General features: G+C 69.7%; 20 protein-coding genes. 9 read left to right on the forward strand and 11 right to left on the reverse strand.

Annotation, left to right across the window (positions count from 1 at the left end; translation table 11 throughout):
- Window positions 1-277: 277 nt before the first annotated feature.
- From OHA91_RS19150 to dnaA, 5 genes are all read right to left on the reverse strand, one after another.
- Window positions 278-814 carry a DUF721 domain-containing protein gene (locus tag OHA91_RS19150; protein ID WP_031156012.1) on the reverse strand — a complete coding sequence of 179 codons (537 nt, stop codon included), beginning with the start codon at window positions 812-814 and terminating at the stop codon, window positions 278-280.
- The gene (recF, locus tag OHA91_RS19155; RefSeq protein ID WP_031156013.1) at window positions 811-1,947 is read right to left on the reverse strand and encodes a DNA replication/repair protein RecF; all 1,137 of its coding nucleotides are present in this window, start codon (window positions 1,945-1,947) and stop codon (window positions 811-813) included. The genes OHA91_RS19150 and recF overlap by 4 nt, the downstream gene beginning before the upstream one ends.
- Before the next feature lie 68 nt (window positions 1,948-2,015).
- Window positions 2,016-2,891 carry a phosphogluconate dehydrogenase (NAD(+)-dependent, decarboxylating) gene (gene gnd / locus OHA91_RS19160; protein WP_031156015.1) on the reverse strand — a complete coding sequence of 292 codons (876 nt, stop codon included), beginning with the start codon at window positions 2,889-2,891 and terminating at the stop codon, window positions 2,016-2,018.
- A gap of 245 nt (window positions 2,892-3,136) precedes the next feature.
- Complete coding sequence (gene dnaN / locus OHA91_RS19165; protein ID WP_031156016.1) at window positions 3,137-4,267, reverse strand: DNA polymerase III subunit beta; 1,131 nt, start codon at window positions 4,265-4,267, stop codon at window positions 3,137-3,139.
- An 876-nt stretch (window positions 4,268-5,143) separates the two neighbouring features.
- The gene (gene dnaA / locus OHA91_RS19170) at window positions 5,144-7,183 is read right to left on the reverse strand and encodes a chromosomal replication initiator protein DnaA (RefSeq protein WP_408059174.1); all 2,040 of its coding nucleotides are present in this window, start codon (window positions 7,181-7,183) and stop codon (window positions 5,144-5,146) included.
- A 100-nt stretch (window positions 7,184-7,283) separates the two neighbouring features.
- Here dnaA and rpmH point away from each other — a divergent pair, with 100 nt between their 5' ends.
- The 9 genes from rpmH (at window position 7,284) to OHA91_RS19215 (ending at window position 13,743) form a co-directional block, all read left to right on the forward strand.
- Window positions 7,284-7,421, forward strand: a complete 138-nt coding sequence (gene rpmH, locus OHA91_RS19175; RefSeq protein ID WP_018547628.1) for a 50S ribosomal protein L34 — start codon at window positions 7,284-7,286, stop codon at window positions 7,419-7,421.
- 21 nt (window positions 7,422-7,442) lie between these two features.
- Complete coding sequence (rnpA, locus tag OHA91_RS19180; protein ID WP_078848045.1) at window positions 7,443-7,817, forward strand: ribonuclease P protein component; 375 nt, start codon at window positions 7,443-7,445, stop codon at window positions 7,815-7,817.
- A complete protein-coding gene (gene yidD / locus OHA91_RS19185) occupies window positions 7,814-8,095 on the forward strand; it encodes a membrane protein insertion efficiency factor YidD (RefSeq protein ID WP_076043740.1) in 282 nt (93 codons plus the stop codon). The genes rnpA and yidD overlap by 4 nt, the downstream gene beginning before the upstream one ends.
- A 3-nt stretch (window positions 8,096-8,098) precedes the next feature.
- A complete protein-coding gene (yidC, locus tag OHA91_RS19190) occupies window positions 8,099-9,202 on the forward strand; it encodes a membrane protein insertase YidC (protein ID WP_031156022.1) in 1,104 nt (367 codons plus the stop codon).
- A gap of 15 nt (window positions 9,203-9,217) precedes the next feature.
- Entirely contained in the window at window positions 9,218-9,730 is a 513-nt protein-coding gene (locus OHA91_RS19195; RefSeq protein ID WP_030025736.1) for a Jag family protein, read from the forward strand.
- A gap of 129 nt (window positions 9,731-9,859) precedes the next feature.
- A complete protein-coding gene (gene rsmG, locus OHA91_RS19200) occupies window positions 9,860-10,576 on the forward strand; it encodes a 16S rRNA (guanine(527)-N(7))-methyltransferase RsmG (RefSeq protein ID WP_030647475.1) in 717 nt (238 codons plus the stop codon).
- A 265-nt stretch (window positions 10,577-10,841) separates the two neighbouring features.
- The gene (locus tag OHA91_RS19205; RefSeq protein ID WP_078959535.1) at window positions 10,842-11,930 is read left to right on the forward strand and encodes a ParA family protein; all 1,089 of its coding nucleotides are present in this window, start codon (window positions 10,842-10,844) and stop codon (window positions 11,928-11,930) included.
- A complete protein-coding gene (locus OHA91_RS19210) occupies window positions 11,927-13,021 on the forward strand; it encodes a ParB/RepB/Spo0J family partition protein (RefSeq protein ID WP_328739660.1) in 1,095 nt (364 codons plus the stop codon). The genes OHA91_RS19205 and OHA91_RS19210 overlap by 4 nt, the downstream gene beginning before the upstream one ends.
- 104 nt (window positions 13,022-13,125) lie before the next feature.
- Window positions 13,126-13,743, forward strand: coding sequence for a GNAT family N-acetyltransferase (locus OHA91_RS19215; protein ID WP_031156030.1), 618 nt, complete (start codon window positions 13,126-13,128; stop codon window positions 13,741-13,743).
- A gap of 69 nt (window positions 13,744-13,812) precedes the next feature.
- Here OHA91_RS19215 and trxA read toward each other — a convergent pair whose 3' ends face one another.
- The 6 genes from trxA to murJ form a co-directional block, all read right to left on the reverse strand.
- Window positions 13,813-14,154, reverse strand: coding sequence for a thioredoxin (trxA, locus tag OHA91_RS19220; protein WP_030839308.1), 342 nt, complete (start codon window positions 14,152-14,154; stop codon window positions 13,813-13,815).
- A 59-nt stretch (window positions 14,155-14,213) separates the two neighbouring features.
- Complete coding sequence (trxB, locus tag OHA91_RS19225) at window positions 14,214-15,173, reverse strand: thioredoxin-disulfide reductase (RefSeq protein ID WP_266499418.1); 960 nt, start codon at window positions 15,171-15,173, stop codon at window positions 14,214-14,216.
- Between the two features lie 124 nt (window positions 15,174-15,297).
- Entirely contained in the window at window positions 15,298-16,221 is a 924-nt protein-coding gene (locus OHA91_RS19230; protein WP_266499421.1) for an anti-sigma factor, read from the reverse strand.
- On the reverse strand, window positions 16,218-16,916 hold the full coding sequence (sigM, locus tag OHA91_RS19235; protein ID WP_266499424.1) for an RNA polymerase sigma factor SigM: 699 nt from the start codon (window positions 16,914-16,916) through the stop codon (window positions 16,218-16,220). Before sigM ends, OHA91_RS19230 begins: the two co-directional genes overlap by 4 nt.
- Before the next feature lie 25 nt (window positions 16,917-16,941).
- Window positions 16,942-18,666 carry a protein kinase family protein gene (locus OHA91_RS19240; protein ID WP_031156038.1) on the reverse strand — a complete coding sequence of 575 codons (1,725 nt, stop codon included), beginning with the start codon at window positions 18,664-18,666 and terminating at the stop codon, window positions 16,942-16,944.
- Window positions 18,667-18,783: 117 nt separating this feature from the next.
- On the reverse strand, window positions 18,784-20,958 hold the full coding sequence (murJ, locus tag OHA91_RS19245; protein ID WP_031156039.1) for a murein biosynthesis integral membrane protein MurJ: 2,175 nt from the start codon (window positions 20,956-20,958) through the stop codon (window positions 18,784-18,786).
- Window positions 20,959-20,983 lie beyond the last annotated feature (25 nt).

Consider the following 20,983-nt stretch of genomic DNA (forward strand, 5'->3'; position numbering starts at 1 on the left):
CGCCGGCGGGAGCGGCCGCGTCGATCTGCGTTGTCTGCGTGATCCCGCGAACGGGCGGGATTTGCTCCAGTCTACCGGTACCACGGACATGAATGGGGGTTTGCCGGTACCTGAGTCCGCATGTGCCGCCCTGAACCTCCTCTCTCCGACTCCCCACATTCGGGGAGGGGCTCAAAGAGGCTCACACGGGCACCCAGCGCTTCGGGCTGTCAACCTCCGGCTACCGTGAGGGACGCCACCCGCCGACGGGGGCACGACAGCGGTCCGCGGGTGCTACTCACCCGTAGGTATCGCCGGGTCCGGTGCTCCCGGGAGCCCGCCAGGGCCCGTACCCCTTCGGGCGTCCGCCCGGTCCCTGCACCTTGATCAGGCGGACCGTGCCCTGCCCCAGATCAGCGTTCAGCCGCGCCACCAGCTGCGGGGCCAGCAGCTTCAGCTGCGCCGCCCACGCCGAGGAGTCGCACCTCACGACCAGCTCACGGTTCTCGTACCGCTGCGGTTCACAGTGCGCCGCGATCTCGGGCCCGACGATCTCCGGCCAGCGCTCCATCACGCCCGCCACCGCCATCGGCATCTCCCAGCCGCGCTCGGTGCGCAGCCGGTCCAGCGCCGCCATCAGCGGCATCGGGTCCCGGCCGTCCGCGCGGGCGCCCGACCGCAGCCCCGGCTGCTGCTGGCGCTTCCTGCCGCCCGCCGCGTTGCCCCGGGCCCGCGCCTGCTCGCGCGCCGCCGCGAGGGCCTGACGGGCCAGGTCCACCCCGGAGGCCTCCGGGGCCTTGCGCCGCTGCTGCGGGTCCTTGCCCTGCTCGTTCACAACCGGGTCACCTCACCGCCGGACACCCCGAACCGTGCGCCCGCCAGCACACCCGGGACGTCGTCGTCCACGGCCGCCGTCACGAGCACCTGCTCGCCCGGCGCCACCAGCTCCGCCAGCCGCTCCCGGCGCCGCGCGTCCAGTTCCGCGAACACGTCGTCCAGGATCAGCACCGGCTCGCTGCCCTCCGAGCGCAGCAGCTCGTACGAGGCCAGCCGCAGCGCCAGCGCGTACGACCAGGACTCGCCGTGGCTGGCGTACCCCTTGGCGGGCAGCTCCCCCAGCCGCAGAGCCACGTCGTCGCGGTGCGGGCCGACCAGGGTCACCCCGCGCTCGATCTCCTGCTTGCGCACCTCGCCGAGTGCCGTCAGCAGCACCTCGTACAGGGCCTCGCGGGTGCGTGCCTCGCCGCTGTCCACCGGCTCGCCGGCCGAGCACTTGTACGCCAGCCCCAGCGGGCCGCCGCCGGGCGCGAGCTGCTCGTAGGCCTTGTCCGCCAGCGGCAGCAGCGTCGCGATCAGGTCCAGGCGCTGCGCGAGCAGCTCGGCGCCCGCGCGCGCGAGGTGCTGGTCCCACACGTCGAGGGTGGACAGGTCCATCGAGCGGCCGCCGTGCCGGCGGGCCATCGCCGCGGACTTCAGCAGGGTGTTGCGCTGCTTGAGGACGCGCTCGTAGTCGGAGCGGACCCCGGCCATCCGCGGCGAGCGCGCGGTGACCAGCTCGTCCAGGAACTTCCGCCGCTCTCCCGGGTCGCCCTTGACCAGGGCCAGGTCCTCCGGCGCGAACAGCACCGTCCGTACGATCCCCAGCACGTCCCGCGGCCTGACCTGCGAGGACCGGTTGATACGGGCCCGGTTGGCGCGGCCCGGGTTCAGCTCCAGCTCGACCAGCTGCTGGCGCTCGCCCTGGACGACGGCCGCGCGGATGACCGCCCGGTCCGCGCCCATCCGTACGAGCGGGGCGTCCGAGGAGACGCGGTGGCTGCCCAGGGTCGCGAGGTAGCCGACCGCCTCGACGAGGTTGGTCTTGCCCTGCCCGTTGGGACCCACGAAGGCGGTGACGCCCGGGTCGAGGGGAACCTCGGCCCGGGCGTACGAGCGGAAGTCGGCCAATGAGAGATGCGAAACGTGCATACGGCGCCGACCTCCCCCGGCTTCCCAACTGCTCTTCGTGGTGCTGTGCTGCGGCCTGCTGCGGGCGCTCAGGCCTTCTCGACCGCGTGGCCGCCGAACTGGTTGCGCAGTGCGGCGATCATCTTCATCTGCGGGGAGTCCTCCTGGCGCGAGGCGAACCGCGCGAACAGCGACGCGGTGATCGCGGGCAGCGGTACGGCGTTGTCGATCGCCGCCTCCACCGTCCAGCGTCCCTCGCCGGAGTCCTGCGCGAAGCCCTTCAGCCGCTCCAGGTGCTCGTCCTCGTCGAGGGCGTTCACGGCCAGGTCCAGCAGCCAGGAACGGATGACGGTGCCTTCCTGCCAGGAGCGGAAGACCTCGCGGACGTCGGTGACCGAGTCCACCTTCTCCAGGAGCTCCCAGCCCTCGGCATAGGCCTGCATCATGGCGTACTCGATGCCGTTGTGGACCATCTTCGCGAAGTGGCCCGCACCGACCTTGCCGGCGTGCACGGCGCCGAACTCGCCCTCGGGCTTGAGGGCGTCGAAGACCGGCTGGACGCGCGTGACGTGGTCCTTGGCGCCGCCGTACATCAGCGCGTAGCCGTTCTCCAGGCCCCAGACGCCGCCGGAGACACCGCAGTCGACGAAGCCGATGCCCTTGGCCGCCAGCTCCTCGGCGTGCTTCTCGTCGTCCGTCCAGCGGGAGTTGCCGCCGTCGACGACGACGTCGCCGATCGAGAGCAGCTCGCCGAGCTCGTCGATGGTGGACTGCGTCGCGGCGCCGGCGGGGACCATGACCCACACGACGCGGGGGGCCGGCAGGCTGTCCACAAGTTCCCGGAGGCTGTGGACATCCGCGAGGTCCGGGTTGCGGTCGTATCCGATGACGGTGTGGCCTGCGCGGCGGATGCGCTCGCGCATGTTGCCGCCCATCTTGCCGAGACCGACGAGACCAAGCTCCATCAGGTGGTTCCTTAAGCGTTGTGGCCGTCTTTGCCGGGGCGGCCCGGGCCGTGTCCTCGCGGGACGCGCGGGGGGTCGCCCACCGGATCCGAGCCTACGCCGGGCCGTGGCGACGGGCCCCGCGGGCGCTCCATGGCGACCGGGCCGGCTTGCCGGTTTCCCGGTGCCCTCCCCAGCCTGTGGACGACGTCGGGCCCGGTCCGCAGCAGCGTGCGAGACCGGGCCCGGCGTCGACAGGTGGAGCGTCAGCCGGACAGGCGCACCGGCATGATCAGGTACTTGTAGGCCTCGTCCGCCTCCGCGTCGACCGCAGGGCGGCCGCTGAGCAGCGCGGGCTTGGTCGACGTGGTGAAGCTGAGCTGGGCCACGGGCGAGGCGATGGCGCTGAGGCCGTCCAGCAGGAAGGTCGGGTTGAAGGCGATCGAGATGTCGTCGCCGTCCAGCTGGGCGTCGACCCTTTCCACAGCCTGTGCGTCGTCGGAGGAGCCGGCCTCCAGGATCAGCACGCCCTGCTCGAAGCTGAGGCGGACCGGGGTGTTGCGCTCCGCCACCAGGGCCACGCGCTTGACGGCCTCGACGAACGGGGCGGTCTCGATCACGGCGACGGAGTTGAACTCGGTCGGGAAGAGCGTCCGGTACTTGGGCAGGTCGCCCTCGAGCAGCCGGGTGGTGGTGCGGCGGCCGGCGCCCTCGAAACCGATCAGGCCCTCGCCCGCACCGGAGCCGGAAAGCGCCAGGGTCACGGTGTCACCGCTGGTCAGCGAGTTGGCGATCTCCTGGAGCGTCTTGGCGGGCACCAGGGCCACGGCCGACGCCTCCGGGTTCTCCGGCTTCCACAGGAACTCGCGGACCGCGAAGCGGTAGCGGTCGGTGGAGGCCAGGGTGACCCGGTCGCCCTCGATCTCGATGCGGACACCGGTCAGCACGGGCAGCGTGTCGTCGCGGCCGGCGGCCGTGGCGACCTGCTTGGCGGCGGCGGCGAAGACCTCGCCGGACACGGTGCCGGTCGCGGTCGGCATCTGCGGCAGCGCCGGGTACTCCTCCACAGGAAGCGTGTGGAGTGTGAATCGCGAGGAGCCGCAGACCACGGTCGCCCGTACACCGTCTGTGGAAATCTCCACCGGCCGGTTGGGGAGGGCGCGGCAGATGTCGGCGAGCAGCCGGCCGGAGACCAGGACCGTGCCGTCCTCCTCGACGTCCGCCTCGACCGAGACGCGGGCCGAGACCTCGTAGTCGAAGCCGGAGAGGCTCAGGGTGCCTTCCTCGGCCTTGAGCAGCAGGCCCGCGAGGACGGGCACCGGCGGCCGGGCCGGGAGGCTACGGGCCGCCCAGGCCACCGCCTCCGCGAGTACGTCGCGCTCCACCCGGATCTTCACCGGAACCGCCTCCTGCTGTTGCTCGCTCGTCTGCCGGCCTTCGTCGTCGGCTCGTCGATGCCTCGACCGATGCCGGGGACCAGTCTGACGTACGGCGCCGACACTCGGTGCGGCCGGCGGTCAAGTCGGGAGCGAGGCGTCGGGGCGGACGACCGACGAGTTGTGCACAGGACCTGCTTGAAAACCGAAACCGGCCTAACTCTCTATGGGGGTAGTAGTAGGGCCTGTGGAAACGGTGGATAAGCCCGTCATCGCAGGTCAGAGTGCGTTTTTTATCCACCGACCCTGTGGGTGGCACCGGTGGACAACACGGTGTCCCTGTGGAGAACGAAAAGTTCTGCACAGGCTGTCCCCAGGTGGCCCCGACTACTCCACAGGTGTGTCCCCAGCTTTCCCCCGGTACTCCACAACCCAAACGTCTACATCCGTGTGACGGCTTTCACTCCGGGCGGTGAGAAGGGGTGGCGGGTTGCCGAACAGTGGACAAGAGTGTGGAGAAGTCCGCAGAACCTGTGCACAGCATGAGGGAACCTGTGGGGTGGCAGTGGACAACGACGTGGACAGGGCTGTGGACGAGATTTTTGTCCACAGCCTGTGGATGACGCTTGCGCACAAATCCACAGGGTTCTGACCAGGGCTGATGGATCCTCAACAGCCACCCCTGTGGACAGATTGTGGGCGACGCGGGCGGTCCCCAGGGTGTGGACGGAAGAAAGTCGCCGAATCTGTGGATGAGTTGCTCCCCAGGGGGCGTATTCGAACAGGTCAGGGGCGCACGCACGAAGAAGGGCGCCCCCGTCGTGGACCGGGAGCGCCCTCTGAATGCGTTTGAAGGGGGTCTGAAGCGGCGCCGGTCCAGCCGGCCGGCGCCCGCGCTCAGCCGTTCTTGATGCGGTTGGTGAGCTCCGTGACCTGGTTGTAGATGGAGCGCCGCTCGGCCATCAGAGCGCGGATCTTGCGGTCCGCGTGCATGACCGTGGTGTGGTCGCGGCCGCCGAACTGCGCCCCGATCTTGGGCAGCGACAGGTCGGTGAGCTCCCGGCACAGGTACATGGCGATCTGCCGGGCGGTGACCAGGACCCGGCTGCGCGAGGAGCCGCACAGGTCGTCCACGGTCAGGCCGAAGTAGTCCGCGGTGGCAGCCATGATGTCGCTGGCCGTGATCTCCGGTGCGCTGTCCTCGCCGCCCGGGATCAGGTTCTTGAGGACGTCCTCGGTGAGGCCCAGGTCGACCGGCTGCCGGTTGAGGCTTGCGAAGGCCGTGACCCGGATCAGCGCCCCCTCCAGCTCGCGGATGTTGCGCGAGATGCGGGAGGCGATGAACTCCAGTACCTCCGGCGGGGCGTTGAGCTGCTCCTGGACGGCCTTCTTGCGCAGGATCGCGATACGGGTCTCCAGCTCGGGCGGCTGGACGTCCGTGATCAGGCCCCACTCGAAGCGGTTGCGGAGCCGGTCCTCGAGGGTGACGAGCTGCTTGGGCGGCCGGTCGGAGGAGAGGACGATCTGCTTGTTGGCGTTGTGGAGCGTGTTGAAGGTGTGGAAGAACTCCTCCTGCGTCGACTCCTTGCTCGCGAGGAACTGGATGTCGTCGACGAGCAGGATGTCCATCTCGCGGTAGCGCTTGCGGAACGCGTCGCCCTTGCCGTCGCGGATCGAGTTGATGAACTCGTTGGTGAACTCCTCGGAGCTCACGTACCGCACGCGGGTGCCGGGGTAGAGGCTCCGCGCGTAGTGCCCGATGGCGTGCAGCAGGTGCGTCTTGCCGAGGCCCGACTCCCCATAGATGAAGAGGGGGTTGTAGGCCTTCGCCGGTGCCTCGGCGACGGCCACCGCGGCGGCGTGCGCGAAGCGGTTGGACGCGCCGATGACGAACGTGTCGAAGAGGTACTTGGGGTTCAGCCGGGCGGTCGGCTCCAGCGGACCCGAGGTGGAGCCGCCGGACGGGGCCGGGGGCGGGGCGGGCCGGCCGGGAGCCTGGCGCGGCGCGGGCTGCTCGTATTGGTGGGGCTGGTGCGACTGCTGCTGCTCGTACGGGGACTGCTCGTACTGCTGCTGCTCGTAGGAGCCCTTGTCATAAGAGGACTGGTCGTACTGCTGCTGGTCGTAGCCCGAGGGCTCGGGCTGCTGGAGGTAGCCCGGCTGCGGGGAGGCGTACGGGTCGCGCTCGGGGAAGCCGCCCAGGCGCGGCTGCTGCCAGCCGTAGTCGTCCTGCTGCCCGCTGCGGGGCCACGCGCCGGGCTCGGGGCGCGGCTGCTGGTAGTCCGGGTAGGCGGGGCGGGCCGTGGGGAGCTGGTCGTCCGAGGGGCCGCCGCCGCCCGGGCGCTGGCCGCCGTACGGCTCGTAGCCGCCGGGCTGCTGGACGGGAGGTGCGGCGGGGGCGGGCTCGCCGGCGGAGTCGTCCACCGTGATGGCGATCCGGATGGGGCGGCCGCACTCCCGGCTGAGTGCGTCGCTGATCAGCGGGGCGAGGCGGCCTTCGAGGACGCGCTTGCCCCATTCGTTGGGGACGGCGAGCAGGGCGGTGTCGGCGACGAGTGCCAGGGGCTGGCACCGCTCGACCCACTGCTTGTCCTTCGGCTCGATGCCCGGCTGTCCCTCCCCGAGGAGCTTCTCGAGCACCCTTGGCCACACTGCGGCAAGATCGGCAGGTACGTCAGCCACAGAGCACGCTCTCTCACAGGGGTCCCACGAATGTGTGGTTCTTTGGGACGGTCGGGACAAAAAATCCGGGGTCAGGCAACGGTAGTCAGGCCGGAGGCTGCGGTTCAAGTCGTTGTCCACAGCCTGTGCACAGTGTGGGGCAGGGAGGGCTCGGTTTGACCGGATGGCGTAGCCGCGCGTACCGTAACGAGGTCGAGTTGTCGATGGCTGCTGCCGCCTGCCTACCGATGGGCGAAGGTCACTGATAGTGATCATTTAGCGGTGCCACTCGGGCGAACACGCGAGTTTCCTCGTGGGCGCACGGTGACAGCCAGGCGATGTCCCGCCACAACGATTCATTCTCTGGAGCCCCCGAGTGAGCAAGCGCACCTTCCAGCCGAACAACCGCCGTCGTGCCAAGACCCACGGCTTCCGCCTGCGGATGCGTACCCGTGCCGGTCGCGCGATCCTCGCGAACCGTCGTTCCAAGGGCCGCGCCGCCCTTTCCGCGTAACAGCGCGCGGGTCGTGACGTCGTGCTGTCTCCCGAGAATCGGCTGAGGCGGCGCGAGGACTTCGCGAGCGCGGTACGTCGAGGACGCCGGGCCGGTCGCCCACTCCTCGTCGTCCACCTACGTACAAGCGGTGCAACGGACCCGCACGAGTCGGGGGAGATCGATCCCTCGTCGCGTGCGGGTTTCGTCGTCAGCAAGGCCGTCGGCAACGCCGTCATACGGAACCGGGTGAAGCGCCGTCTTCGCCATCTGGTCCGCGAGCGGCTCTCGCAGCTGCCCGCCGGTAGCCTGGTGGTGGTACGAGCGTTGCCCGGAGCGGGCGATGCCGGCCCCGACGAACTGGCCCGGGACCTGGATGCCGCTCTGGTGCGGCTCCTGGGAGGCGTGGCTCGATGAAGTACCCGCTGCTCGCTTTGATCAAGCTGTACCAGTGGACGATCAGTCCGCTGCTCGGGCCGGTGTGCCGCTATTACCCGTCGTGTTCGCACTACGGGTACACGGCCATCGACCGGCATGGTGCGGTGAAGGGGACAGCGCTCACCGCCTGGCGGATCCTGCGGTGCAATCCGTGGTCCCCGGGTGGCGTGGACCATGTCCCACCCCGTAAACGCCCGCGTTGGCACGAGCAGCTGCGCAGTGCGTTGCGTAGATCTCGCAATGCTCAAGGAGCCTGATTAGTGGACACGATCGCCGGTCTGTTCAGCTTTATCACCACACCCGTTTCCTGGATCATCGTCCAGTTCCACTCGCTGTACGGGGCAATTTTCGGGCCGGACAGTGGATGGGCCTGGGGCCTGTCCATCGTGTCCCTGGTGGTCTTGATCCGTATCTGCCTGATCCCGCTCTTCGTGAAGCAGATCAAGGCGACGCGTGGCATGCAGGCGCTCCAGCCGAAGATGAAGGCGATCCAGGAGCGCTACAAGAACGACAAGCAGCGTCAGTCCGAAGAGATGATGAAGCTGTACAAGGAGACGGGTACCAACCCGCTCTCCTCGTGCCTTCCCATCCTGGCGCAGTCGCCGTTCTTCTTCGCGCTGTACCACGTGCTGGCGAACATCGCCGACGGCAAGACCATCGGCGTCCTGAACCAGCAGCTCGTCGACAGCGCCCGTGAGGCCAAGATCTTCGGCGCGCCGATCGCCGCCAAGTTCATGGACAGCTCCGAGAAGGTCGCCGCCCTCGGCGCCTCGCTCACGGACGTCCGGGTCGTGACTGCGGTCATGATCGTCATGATGTCGCTGTCGCAGTTCTACACCCAGCGTCAGCTGATGCAGAAGAACGTCGACCTGTCGGTCAAGACGCCGTTCATGCAGCAGCAGAAGATGCTGATGTACATCTTCCCGGTGATCTTCGCGGTCATGGGTATCAACTTCCCCGTCGGTGTCCTCGTCTACTGGCTGACCACCAACGTCTGGACCATGGGTCAGCAGATGTACGTGATCAACCAGAACCCGACGCCGGGCAGCAAGGCGCAGGACCAGTACCTGACGCGGCTGCTCAAGCACGCCACCTCGCACGGTGAGGTCAAGGGCCGGGGCAAGAAGAAGACCGTCGCTGCCATCGTGGCCAAGGGCCCGGACCGCAACGACATCGAGCGGAAGTTCATCACGGCCCTGTCGAAGCAGGGCCTGGCCGCTCAGGCGGACGGTTCCGTGATCAAGAGTTCCGAGTCCACGGCGGATTCGGATGCCGCGAGCGGTGGTGCCGCGAAGCGGCAGCAGCCGAAGCGGCAGACGAAGTCGCAGCGCCAGACGCCCAGCAAGCCCTCTCCCAAGAAGTAAGAAGGAGTCCCTCCCGTGACGGAAGGCACCACCACCGCCGCCGCTGAGAGTGGCGACACCCTGACCCGCCTCGAGCAGGAGGGTGAGATCGCGGCCGACTACCTCGAGGGTCTGCTGGACATCGCAGACCTGGACGGCGACATCGACATGGACGTCGAGGCAGACCGTGCCGCGGTGTCGATCGTCAGTGACTCCGCCAGCCGCGACCTGCAGAAGCTCGTGGGCCGCGATGGTGAGGTCCTGGAGGCCCTGCAGGAGCTGACCCGCCTGGCCGTGCACCGGGAGACCGGGGACCGCAGCCGGCTGATGCTCGACATCGCCGGGTTCCGTGCGAAGAAGCGCGAGGAGCTGGCGGCCCTGGGCGCGAAGGCGGCGGCGGACGTGAAGGCGTCCGGAGAGCCGCTGAAGCTGGCTCCGATGACCCCCTTCGAGCGGAAGGTCGTCCACGACGCCGTGGCGGCCGCCGGTCTGCGCAGCGAGTCCGAGGGCGAGGAGCCGCAGCGCTTCGTCGTTGTGCTCCCGGCCTGATCGCCAGCATGAGTGTTCGGCCCCGTCTGTGTCGCAGGCGGGGCCGATGTTTGTCAGCCTGGCAAGTGAACGACGCGGCATCTTGAATACGTGGTCTTCGGGACCACGAGGTACGGAAGGACGGTCCCCGTGACGGAGGCAGCTGAGCTTCCCGAGGCGCCTGAAGAGGCGCGCGCGGTGTTCGGTGAGTTTTTCCCGGAAGCTGTGCGGTATGCGGAGCTGCTCGCGGACGCGGGAGTCAAGCGCGGCCTGATCGGGCCGCGCGAGGTGCCGCGGCTCTGGGAGCGGCACCTGCTGAACTGCGCAGTCCTGTCGGAGGTGGTGCCCCAGGGCGTCACCGTGTGCGACGTGGGCTCGGGTGCGGGGCTGCCCGGCATCCCGCTGGCGCTGGTGCGTCGGGATCTCAAGATCACACTGCTCGAGCCGCTGCTGCGGCGGACGACCTTCCTCCAGGAGGCCGTGGAGCTGCTGGGCCTGGACCACGTCACCGTGGTGCGCGGGCGGGCCGAGGAGGTCCTCGGCAAGCTCCAGCCGGTACACGTGGTGACGGCGCGCGCCGTGGCTCCGCTGGACCGGCTGGCCGGCTGGGGTGTTCCCCTGCTGCGCCCGTACGGGGAGATGCTGGCGCTCAAGGGCGACACCGCCGAGGAGGAGCTGGTCTCGGCCAAGACGGCGCTGACGAAGCTCGGTGTGGTGAAGACCTCGGTGCTGCAGGTGGGTGAGGGTCTGGTGGACCCGCTGTCGACGGTGGTCCGGGTCGAGGTCGGAGAGAGCCCCGGTGGGGTGAGGTTCGCGGCCAAGCGGGCTAAGGCCGCCCGGGTCGGACGGACTCGCCGGCGGCGTTGATTCGCTGGTTGTGTGGGGCCCACGCGGAGATTTCGTCTGCGTTGGGCCCTATAGGTATGCATTTCGGAGTGTCGTAGAGGCCTGAAGACTCCGTCCGGGCATCGTGTTTCACGTGAAACGTCGCTCTCTGCTGCACGGAATCATCAGCCGCGGTCGTGCGGCTGCGTCCCCCCTCCAGCGCAAGGACGCAAGGGGGACGGAGTTGTCCACATCGGTGGATTCATCCACAGGAGTACGGGCCCCGCTGGTTCGCGACCCCGGTGACATGGCAGGCTCTGTTCATCGCGAGCCTGATGTCGAGGAGAGTGACACCGTGCGGTCCGACGCCAACCTCGCGGGGCCGATGGCCGACCCGGTCCCCGGTCCCCGCTCTGAACCGGTGGGTGAGGATGTTTCACGTGAAACATCGCCCCCACCCCTTGTAGACAACGAGACCCCCATCGGTCGATCCGCCCAGCTGGCGGTGGAGGCGATGGGACGCTCGGGTGCGGCCATGCCGCGCCCGGATCAGACCCGTGTCATCGTGGTCGCCAACCAGAAGGGCGGCGTGGGCAAGACCACGACGACCGTGAACCTGGCGGCCTCGCTGGCTCTGAACGGGGCACGGGTCCTCGTGGTCGACCTCGACCCGCAGGGAAACGCGTCCACCGCTCTGGGAATCGACCATCACGCGGACGTGCCCTCCATCTACCACGTGCTCGTGGACAGCCGGCCGCTGCTGGAGGTGGTCCAGCCGGTGGTCGACGTGGAGGGGCTCTTCTGTGCTCCGGCCACGATCGATCTGGCGGGTGCGGAGATCGAGCTGGTGTCACTGGTGGCGAGGGAGAGCCGGCTCCAGCGGGCGATCCAGGCGTACGACCAGCCCCTCGACTACATCCTGATCGACTGCCCGCCCTCGCTCGGCCTGCTGACGGTGAACGCCCTGGTGGCCGGAGCCGAGGTGCTGATCCCGATCCAGTGCGAGTACTACGCGCTGGAGGGCCTGGGCCAGCTGCTGCGCAACGTCGATCTGGTGCGGGCCCACCTCAACCCGGCCCTCCACGTGTCGACCATCCTGCTGACGATGTACGACGGCAGGACCCGGCTGGCATCGCAGGTGGCGGATGAGGTGCGCAGCCACTTCGGCAAGGAGGTGCTCCGGACGAGCATCCCCCGGTCGGTGCGCATCTCCGAGGCGCCGAGCTACGGGCAGACGGTGCTCACGTATGACCCGGGTTCCAGTGGTTCCCTCTCCTATCTGGAGGCGGCGCGAGAGATCGCGTATCGGGGGGTCGGAATGCAGTACGAGTCCCAGCACGCCCATCTGGGCGCGGGCATGAACAGCACGCAGAGTATGGCGGAGGGGATCCAGTGAGTGAGCGACGTAGAGGTCTGGGACGGGGGCTCGCCGCGCTGATCCCGCAGGCTCCGCAGGAGAAGGTGCTTCCGGCGAGCAATGCCGGTTCCACATCTCCGACGGCGGTACCGGAGCTGCCGTCCGAGCGAGGGGTCGCGGCGGCGAAGCTCGCGGCGCTGGCGCAGGCCGATGTTTCACGTGAAACATCGCTAGCGGTCCTCCCGGTGGCCGAGCCCGAGCCGGAGCTGGAGCCCGAGGCGAACATGGTGGCGGGAGCGACGTTCGCGGAGCTTCCGATGGACACGATCACCCCGAACCCGCGGCAGCCGCGCGAGGTGTTCGACGAGGACGCGCTCGCCGAGCTGGTGACCTCCATTCAGGAGGTGGGTCTGCTCCAGCCGGTGGTGGTGCGCCAGTCGGCACCCGGCCGCTACGAGCTGATCATGGGTGAGCGGCGTTGGCGCGCCTGCCGGGAAGCCGGACTGGAGGCCATTCCGGCGATCATCCGTGCGACGGACGACGAGAAGCTGCTGCTGGACGCCCTGCTGGAGAACCTGCACCGGGCTCAGCTCAACCCGCTGGAAGAGGCTGCGGCCTACGACCAGCTGCTCCAGGACTTCAACTGCACGCACGACCAGCTGGCCGACCGGATCGGCCGCTCGCGTCCCCAGGTGTCGAACACCCTGCGACTGCTGAAGCTGTCGCCGCCGGTGCAGCGCCGGGTGGCCGCCGGGGTGCTCTCGGCGGGGCATGCGCGGGCGCTGCTGTCGGTGGAGGACTCCGCGGAGCAGGACCGGCTGGCGCACCGGATCGTGGCCGAGGGTCTGTCGGTGCGTGCGGTCGAGGAGATCGTGACGCTGATGGCCTCGGAGCCTTCGAGTGCTGTGAAGCCGAAGGGTCCGCGTGCGGGAGCCCGGGTGTCGCCGGCGCTCAGCGAGCTGGCGACGCGGCTGTCGGACCGGTTCGAGACCCGGGTGAAGGTGGACCTGGGCCAGAAGAAGGGCAAGATCACCGTCGAATTCGCTTCGATGGAGGATCTGGAGCGGATTCTGGGGACGCTGGCACCGGGCGAGGGCCGGGTGCTGGATCAGGGCCTCTCCGGGGAGTGATCCCCGAGTAGGCCGAGGGGGCGGATCGTGCCGGTGGGAACCGGCGTGATCCGCCCCTTCGCTTTGCTGTCGAAGAACGATGGACCAGTGGATACGATGCGGTCATGGGTCGTCGGCTGGTACCGCTCACGCTGGACAACCTCCAGGACCTGCCTCGACGTTGCCGGTCCTGCGTCTTCTGGGAACTGGACCCGGTCAGCGGTGAGGCGGCCGTGAAGGCGGGCACTTCGGCGACGGAGAAGGAGGCGTGGATCTCCGCTGTTCTGCTGGAGTGGGGATCCTGCGGCCGTGTGGTCTACGTCGACGAGGTTCCGGTGGGCTTCGTGCTGTACGCACCGCCGGCGTACGTCCCCCGCGCCACCGCCTTCCCGACGAGTCCGGTCTCGCCGGACGCCGTTCAGCTGATCACCGGGTGGATCATGCCCGGATACCAGGGGCAGGGGCTGGGCCGGGTCATGGTGCAGACGGTGGCCAAGGATCTGCTGCGCAGGGGGTTCCGCGCGATCGAGGCCTTCGGAGACGCACGATGGGAGGGGCCGGCCTGCCTGTTGCCGGCCGACCATCTCCTGGCCGTGGGCTTCAAGACCGTACGTCCTCATCCGGCCCATCCCCGGCTGCGGCTGGAGCTGCGGTCGACCCTGTCCTGGAAGGAAGACGTCGAGCTGGCTCTGGACCGGCTGCTGGGCGGCGCCCGAAAGGAGCCGGCGCTACGGCCGCTCTGATGGCGTACGCGGAACGGGCCCGCCCCCTGCGAGGGGGCGGGCCCGTTTCACGTGAAACATCGGCCGTCGTCAGGCGGTCTTGACCTCGACGAAGTCAGCGAGGTCGCGCAGGATGGCGGCCTTCGGCTTGGCGCCGACGATGGTCTTGGCGACCTCGCCGCCCTGGTAGACGTTGAGCGTCGGGATGGACATGACGCCGTACTTGGCGGCGGTGGCCGGGTTCTCGTCGATGTTGAGCTTGACGATCTCGATCTGGTCGCCGTACTCGGCGGCGATGGCCTCGAGGGACGGCGCGATCTGGCGGCACGGTCCGCACCAGGCGGCCCAGAAGTCGACCAGTACGGGCTTGTCGCTCCTGAGGACCTCGGCGTCGAAGTCGGCGTCGGTCACGTTCTTGAGGGTGCCGGCCACAGCGGCCTCCTTGTTCTTCCTGCGGGGTGGGGTGTGGGGCTGGTGCGGGGTGGGACCGGTCAGACCGCCGCGTGCGCCTTCTCCGCGTCCGCGAGGGCGGCGAGGAAGCGCTCGGCGTCGAGGGCGGCGGAGCAACCGGTGCCCGCGGCCGTGATGGCCTGACGGTACGTGTGGTCCACGACGTCGCCGGCGCCGAACACGCCGGTGACGCTGGTACGGGTGGAGGGGGCGTCGACCTTGAGGTAGCCCTCGTCGTCGAGCTCCAGCTGGTCCTTGAAGAGCTCGGTGCGCGGGTCGTGGCCGACGGCGATAAACAGGCCGGTCACGGGAAGCTCGGAAGTCTCACCGGTCTTGGTGTTGCGCAGGGTCAGGCCGGTGAGCTTCTGCTCGCCGTGGATCTCGGAGACCTCGCTGTCCCAGGCGAACTTGATCTTCGGGTCGGCGAACGCACGGTCCTGCATGGCCTTGGAGGCGCGCAGGCTGTCACGGCGGTGGACGATCGTCACGGACTTGGCGAACCGCGAGAGGAAGGTCGCCTCCTCGATCGCGGTGTCACCGCCGCCGACGACGGCGATGTCGTGGTCCTTGAAGAAGAACCCGTCACAGGTGGCGCACCAGGAGACGCCGCGGCCGGAGAGGGCGTCCTCGTTGGGCAGGCCGAGCTTGCGGTGCTGCGAGCCGGTGGTGACGATGACGGCCTTCGCGCGGTGCACGGTGCCGGCGGTGTCGGTCACGGTCTTGATCTCGCCGGTGAGGTCCACGGCCACGATGTCGTCCGGGACCAGCTCGGCGCCGAAGCGCTCGGCCTGGCCACGCATGTTGTCCATCAGGTCCGGGCCCATGATGCCGTCCTGGAAACCGGGGAAGTTCTCCACCTCGGTGGTGTTCATCAGTGCGCCACCGGCGGTGACGGCACCTTCGAAGACCAGGGGCTTGAGCGAAGCGCGTGCGGTGTACAGGGCGGCGGTGTAACCGGCCGGCCCGGAGCCGATGATGATCACGTTTCGAACGTCGCTCACGGGTTTCTTCCTCGTCTCTGCGGACTGCTTGCTGCCAACCGGGGGCCGGTGCGGACTCTCACCCCACCCAACGGATCCTACGGCGCCTGCATTCCCCACCCGTCGCAGTGCGGACGTGAACGTGTCAGCTTCGCGGATAGGTGTTCTTCAGGAGGACCTTCCCCGGAGTGGCCGAGCCGGTGCTCTCGCACGTGGAGTCGACGAGGTAGGCGTCCACACGCGAGGCGTCGTCCGGGTGCGGCAGGACGAGCAGGTGGACTGCGGCGCCCTGGTAGCTGCCGCGTTCGGCGGCGAGCGGCGCATCGGAGCGGCCCGTGGCGTCCTGGACGCAGGCGGGGACCGCAGGCGCCATCCGCTTGCCACCGGGAGCGACCCCGGGAGCGCCGGTGGTGTCGTCCAGCCCGTACGTGTTGTTCTGTTCGCCCGGGTCGGTCTTCGCAGTCGTTCCCGAAGCGATGAGCCGCTGGACGCTGTCCCGCAGACCCTGCGCGGTGTAGGTGCCGCCGGCGGCGGCGCTGACGGGCGGGTGGGCGGCGGAGTCCGAGGCCGCGGTGTTGGGGTGGGGGGTGTCGGCGAAGTCGGCGAAGAGGAAGAGGCCCACGGCGCACGCGGCGGCGCCGGCCAGGCCGCCGAGGACGGCGATCCGACGACGGGCGCGGCGTCGGCCGGGACCGGTTGGGCCGGTCGGGTGACCGGCGGGCGCTGTTTCACGTGAAACAGCGCGTTGCGTCGTGCGGGGGCGGGGGGCCGGAGTGGCCTGGTCCCGCGGCTGGGTCGCGTCGAGCAGGGCCTCGGCGGCGAGGGCCGCGTCGATCCGTCCGGCGATGTCGCCGGGCATGCGGGCAGGCCCGGGCAGGGTGCCGAGGAGCCCGCGGATCTCCTCCAGGGAGGAGCGGACATCGGCGCACAGGGCGCAGCCGTCGAGGTGACGGCGGATTTCCGTGGTTCGGGACGGGGAGAGGAGTCCTTCGGTCAGGTCGGAGATCTCCGAGACGTCCGGGTGCCGGATCGTGCCGGTCGTGCCGGGCGTGCCAGTCGCAGGGCTCACGGTCGTCCACCTCCGCCCTTCACAGCGTCTGGGTCTGGTTGCCGGGGTTGTGCGGCCGCTGGTGGGACGGGCGGGCCCGGCGTCCGGTTCCTTCCCCGCTCGGCGGTGGTGTTATCCCCGGCATTCGTGCGCAGATGAGTGAGGAGCGGCAGGAGTTTCGCCCGGCCGCGCGCGCACCGGCTTTTCACCGTGCCGGTGGGCACGTCGAGGATGTCGGCGGCTTCGGCGACGGGGTATCCCTGCATGTCGACGAGGACCAGGGCGGCCCGCTGCTCGTCCGGGAGGGTCCTCAGGGCGGCCAGGAGCTGCCGGTGGAGGTCCTGGCGCTCCGCCGGCGCCTCGGCGGACTCGTGGGGCTCCAGAAGGCTCTCCAGGCGCTCTGTGTCGTCCAGGGGCGCGGTCCGGCGGGAGGCGGCCTTGCGGGCACGGTCGAGGCAGGCGTTCACGGTGATCCGGTGCAGCCAGGTGGTGACGGCGGATTCCCCCCGGAAGGTGTGCGCGGCCCGGTACGCGGAGACCAGGGCGTCCTGCACGGCGTCAGCGGCCTCCTCCCGGTCACCGAGCGTCCGCAGCGCCACGGCCCACAACCGGTCCCGATGCCGCCGCACGAGCTCCCCGAAGGCATCGGGATCACCGCCCACGTGCAGCACCAGAAGCTCCTGGTCGCTGCACGCGGCGGGTGTCGTGTCGTTCAACGGTGAGCCCCTCCCGGTTGTGCGGTCAGCCCGAGAACTTCACGTCCGTGATGGCCTGCTTGTAGCCCGAACCGCTGAAGTCGTCGGCCGGCGCCTGGGGCATGGCGGTGATCCACACGAGCACATACCGGGTCTCGACCGGTTTCTCGGCGGTCAGCTGGAGGCTGGTCTCCGAGCTGGTGGTCCCGGCGATCTTCTCCATGGAGCCGACGGATCCCTTGGGGGACTTGGAGTCGGTGGCGTACAGCGTGAGGGTGGTGTGCGGGCCGCCGTACTTCAGCCCTATCGACGCTGCGCTGACCTTCTGCTCGGACCCGAGGTCGTAGACGATGCCGAGGCCGTCCTTGATCTTCACTTCGGGTCCGTCGATGTAGCTCTTGGTCCGCCAGTAGCTGGCAGTGTCCGCGTCGTACGTGTTCGCGACGTCCTCGGCGTTCTGCGGCTTGCCGTCCGGGGCGTACTCCTGGGCACCCGTGATGGTGAGCGGGGCCGGCTCCTTCTTCTCCCCGCTGTCGTCCGTGTCGGGCTTGGTGTTGTTGCTCGTGCCGCTGTTGCCCTTCTGGGTGCCGCGTTCCAGGAGGGTGTCGGCCAGTTGCCAGCTGCCCAGGCCGAGGGCGGCGATGAGCAGGGCGGCGACACCCCACTTGAGGGCGCGGCCGGTACGGCTCTGCAGGGGCGGCGGCGGGGGCGCGACGGGCAGGCTCTGGGCGGTTGTCACGCCGGAGGGCGAGGTGCGGCCGTAGCTGCCCTGCTGGTAGGTGGTGTGCTGGTACTCCGGCGGGGCCGTGAAGGCCGGCTCCGGCGGCCGGATGCGGGGCATCGCGGACACGGCCTTGGACAGCTCTTCCGGGGTGGTGCAGGCCGGTTCCTGACGGGAGGCGGTGGCCCCGTCGTTGGCGAGCGCGCGCATGGCGAGTTCGCCCAGGCCCCGGTGGACGCCGGCGCGGACCTGGTCGGGGGCGATCAGGCCGACGCCCTTGGGCAGCCCGGTGAGGCCGTACGCGTCGCTCTCGTAGGGCCAGCGCTGGGTGAGGGCCGCGTACAGCAGAGCGCCGATGGCCTCGGTGTCGGCGCGCTGCGGGGTCTCGCTGGTGATGCCGCGCAGAGCGGCGTTCACGGCGAGGCCGCGGATGCGCCACTGGCCCGTGGACGTGCGCAGTATCGCGCTCGGCGTCAGCCGAAGGTGGGCGAGGCCCTCGCGGTGCGCGGCGGCCATCGCCTGGGAGACCTGGCTGACGAGTTGGTAGGCCTCGTGGGCCTCCAGCGGGCCCGCGGCGAGCAGGGCGGTGAGCTCGGTGGCATCGGGCAGCCACTCGTGGACGACGTAGACGAGGTCGTTCTCCTCCACGGCATCGAGCACCTGCACGAAGCGCGGGTCACCGAGGAGGGCGGACGAGCGGGCGGCGGCCAGGACGGAGCGCGCCCGTGAGTGGTCGGCGGGCATCAGGTGCACGCCCACGGCCCGGCGCAACTTCTCGTCCATCGCGCGCCAACTGCTGAATCCGTCCACACGGGTGACGCACTCTTCCAGCCGGTAGCGTCTGGCGAGCTTGTGACCGCTGTGGAGTTCGGGTGCGGCCGTGGGGGCCGTGTTAGTGCGTTCGCCGTCCTTTTCGGGCATGGGTCCGTCCGCGGCTCGTCCGTTCTGGGTGTCCACCCCGTCGGACGTGGCCTTTGCCGCCTGAGCGGTAGACGGCTCGTCGCCGTCGTTGTCGGCCACGTCGACGGCAGCCGTGCTACGTTCCGCCACCGTCGTTCCTGCCTCCCCATCCGTTGCGCGCTGTAGGCCAGTCTGCGAAGCCATGCCAATTGTGCCCACAGTCCGACGCTATGCACGACACACGAAAGGGGGCGACGGTTGTGCGCATCAGCGCCCCAAACGTCCGCGGACCATCCCGACCATCGCGTTGAGCTCTTCGATCCGCATCCGCTTGGCGGCGATGAGGAAGACGGCCGCCAGGGCGATGCCGCCGGCGATCAGGGCGGTGGCGGAACCCAGGACTCCGCTGCCGAGCCACTGGGTGACCGCGTAGGCGGCTGCGCCGGCCACGGCGGCGGCCGGGACGCAGGCCCCGGTCAGGCGGGCGTAGGTGCGCATCACGTGGGCGCCGTCGAGGTCTCCACCGAGCCTGGTGCGCAGGCGGCGCCAGGCCACGCCCACGCCCACGGCGTAGCCGAGACCGTAGGAGGCGGCCATGCCGACGACCGCCCAGCGGGCCGGGAGGACGAAGAAGGAGACCGCCGAGCCTGCCGCGTTGACGGCGGCGACGATGACGGTGTTGTAGAAGGGCGTCCGGGTGTCCTCGTAGGCGTAGAAGCCGCGCAGGACGACGTACTGGACGGAGTACGGGATCAGTCCGAGGCCGAAGGCCATCAGGACGTAGCCGATGTTCTGGGCGCCGGAGCCGGAGCCCGCGTAGAGCAGGGTCGCCATCGGGACGCCGAGCGCGAGGAACGCGAAGGCGCAGGGGACGATCGCGACGGCCGAGGTGCGCAGTCCGTAGGAGATGTCGTCGCGGACCGCGGCGGCGTCCCCGTCGTGGGCGGAGCGCGAGATGCGGGGCAGGACGGCCGTCATGACGGAAACGGTGATGATCGCCTGCGGCATCTGCCACAGCAGCAGCGCGTAGTTGTAGGCGGTGATACCGGTACCGGGGTGGCCCTGCCCCTCGGCGACCGAGCCGGCCCAGGTGGCGAGCTGGGTGACGATGACGAGGCCGACCTGGTTGGCGAGGACGAAGAAGAACGTCCACTTGGCCAGGCGGGCGGCCTTGCCGAGGCCGTGGCCCTTCCAGTCGAAGCGCAGGCGCGGCTTGAAGCCCGCGTCGCGCAGGTACGGGAGCATCGCGAGGGCCTGGACGGTCAGGCCGAGCAGGGTGCCGAGACCCAGCAGGCGGACGCCTTCCGGGGTGACGGTGGTGGCGTTGACGCCGGAGGTGGTGAAGCCGCCGAAGGCCCAGATGAAGGCGCCGAAGGTGGCGATGACCACGATGTTGTTGAGGACCGGGGTCCACATCATCGCGCCGAAGCGGCCGCGCGCGTTCAGGATCTGACCGAGCACCACATGGACGCCCATGAAGAACATGGTGGGCAGGCAGTAGCGCGCGAACGCGACGGCCACATCCATCTGTTGGGGGTCCGAGGCGATCTTCGGCGACATCATCGTGATGAACACCGGTGCGGCCAGGACGCAGATGGTGGTGATGCCTGCCAGCAGCACCACGACGAGGGTCAGCAGCCGGTTGGCGTACGCCTCTCCCCCGTCGTCGTCGTTCTTCATCGCGCGGACCAGCTGCGGGATGAAGACGGCGTTGAGGGCGCCGCCGCCGACGAGCACGTAGATCATCGTGGGCAGCGTGTTGGCGATCTGGTACGTGTCGTTGAAGGTGCCGACGCCGATCGCAGCGGCGATGACCAGGGTTCTCAGGAAGCCGGTGATGCGGGAGACGATCGTGCCCGCCGCCATGAGCGCACTGGACTTGAGCAGGCTCGTGGCACGTCCGGCCGGCTTGCTCGGGGCCGGGGCGGCGACGGGGACGTCCTCGGCGGGGGTACGGGGTGCCGCCTCCTGGTCGCGGTAGAGGTGGGCGAAGGCGTCCGGCTCCGGCTGCTCCTCCGAGGCCCGGGTGACGAGCGAGTCCACGCCGACGAACTCGGTGGTGGTGGCGTGGTCGCCGTACGGCAGGTGCCGGGAGGGGCCGTCCGGCTCGGGCGGCGGGGTCTGGGCCCAGACGCGCGGGTCGGGGGAGTACACGGGCGCACTCGGCGCCGCGTAGAGCGGACCGGGCTCCTGGAAGGTGCCCGGTGCCGGCGGCGGGTGCGCGGCGCGGTCGTAGAGGACCTCGTCGACGGGGTCCTGGGCGGACAGGTCCTGGGACCGGTACGGGTCGTAGTCGTAGGCATGCTGGACATACGGGTCGCGGTCCGGCGCGGGCGCAGGCACGGGAACCTGCCCGGGCACCGGGGTGCCCGGGGCAGTGCCCTGGGAGGGCGCAGGCCCACCAGTGCCCTGCGCGCGGTCACCGTCGTACGGCGCGTTCATCGAAACCCCACCTCATCGTCCCCAG

The organism is Streptomyces erythrochromogenes, assembly GCF_036170895.1.
Classification (GTDB): domain Bacteria; phylum Actinomycetota; class Actinomycetes; order Streptomycetales; family Streptomycetaceae; genus Streptomyces; species Streptomyces erythrochromogenes.

Coding starts and splice junctions, on each gene's coding strand:
- yidD (WP_076043740.1), top strand. CDS start 7,814: ATGAAGTACCCGCTGCTCGCTTTGATCAAGCTGTACCAGTGGACGATC.
- OHA91_RS19215 (WP_031156030.1), top strand. CDS start 13,126: ATGGGTCGTCGGCTGGTACCGCTCACGCTGGACAACCTCCAGGACCTG.
- dnaA (WP_408059174.1), bottom strand. CDS start 7,183: ATGATCACTATCAGTGACCTTCGCCCATCGGTAGGCAGGCGGCAGCAG.
- OHA91_RS19205 (WP_078959535.1), top strand. CDS start 10,842: ATGGCAGGCTCTGTTCATCGCGAGCCTGATGTCGAGGAGAGTGACACC.
- gnd (WP_031156015.1), bottom strand. CDS start 2,891: ATGGAGCTTGGTCTCGTCGGTCTCGGCAAGATGGGCGGCAACATGCGC.
- murJ (WP_031156039.1), bottom strand. CDS start 20,958: ATGAACGCGCCGTACGACGGTGACCGCGCGCAGGGCACTGGTGGGCCT.
- recF (WP_031156013.1), bottom strand. CDS start 1,947: ATGCACGTTTCGCATCTCTCATTGGCCGACTTCCGCTCGTACGCCCGG.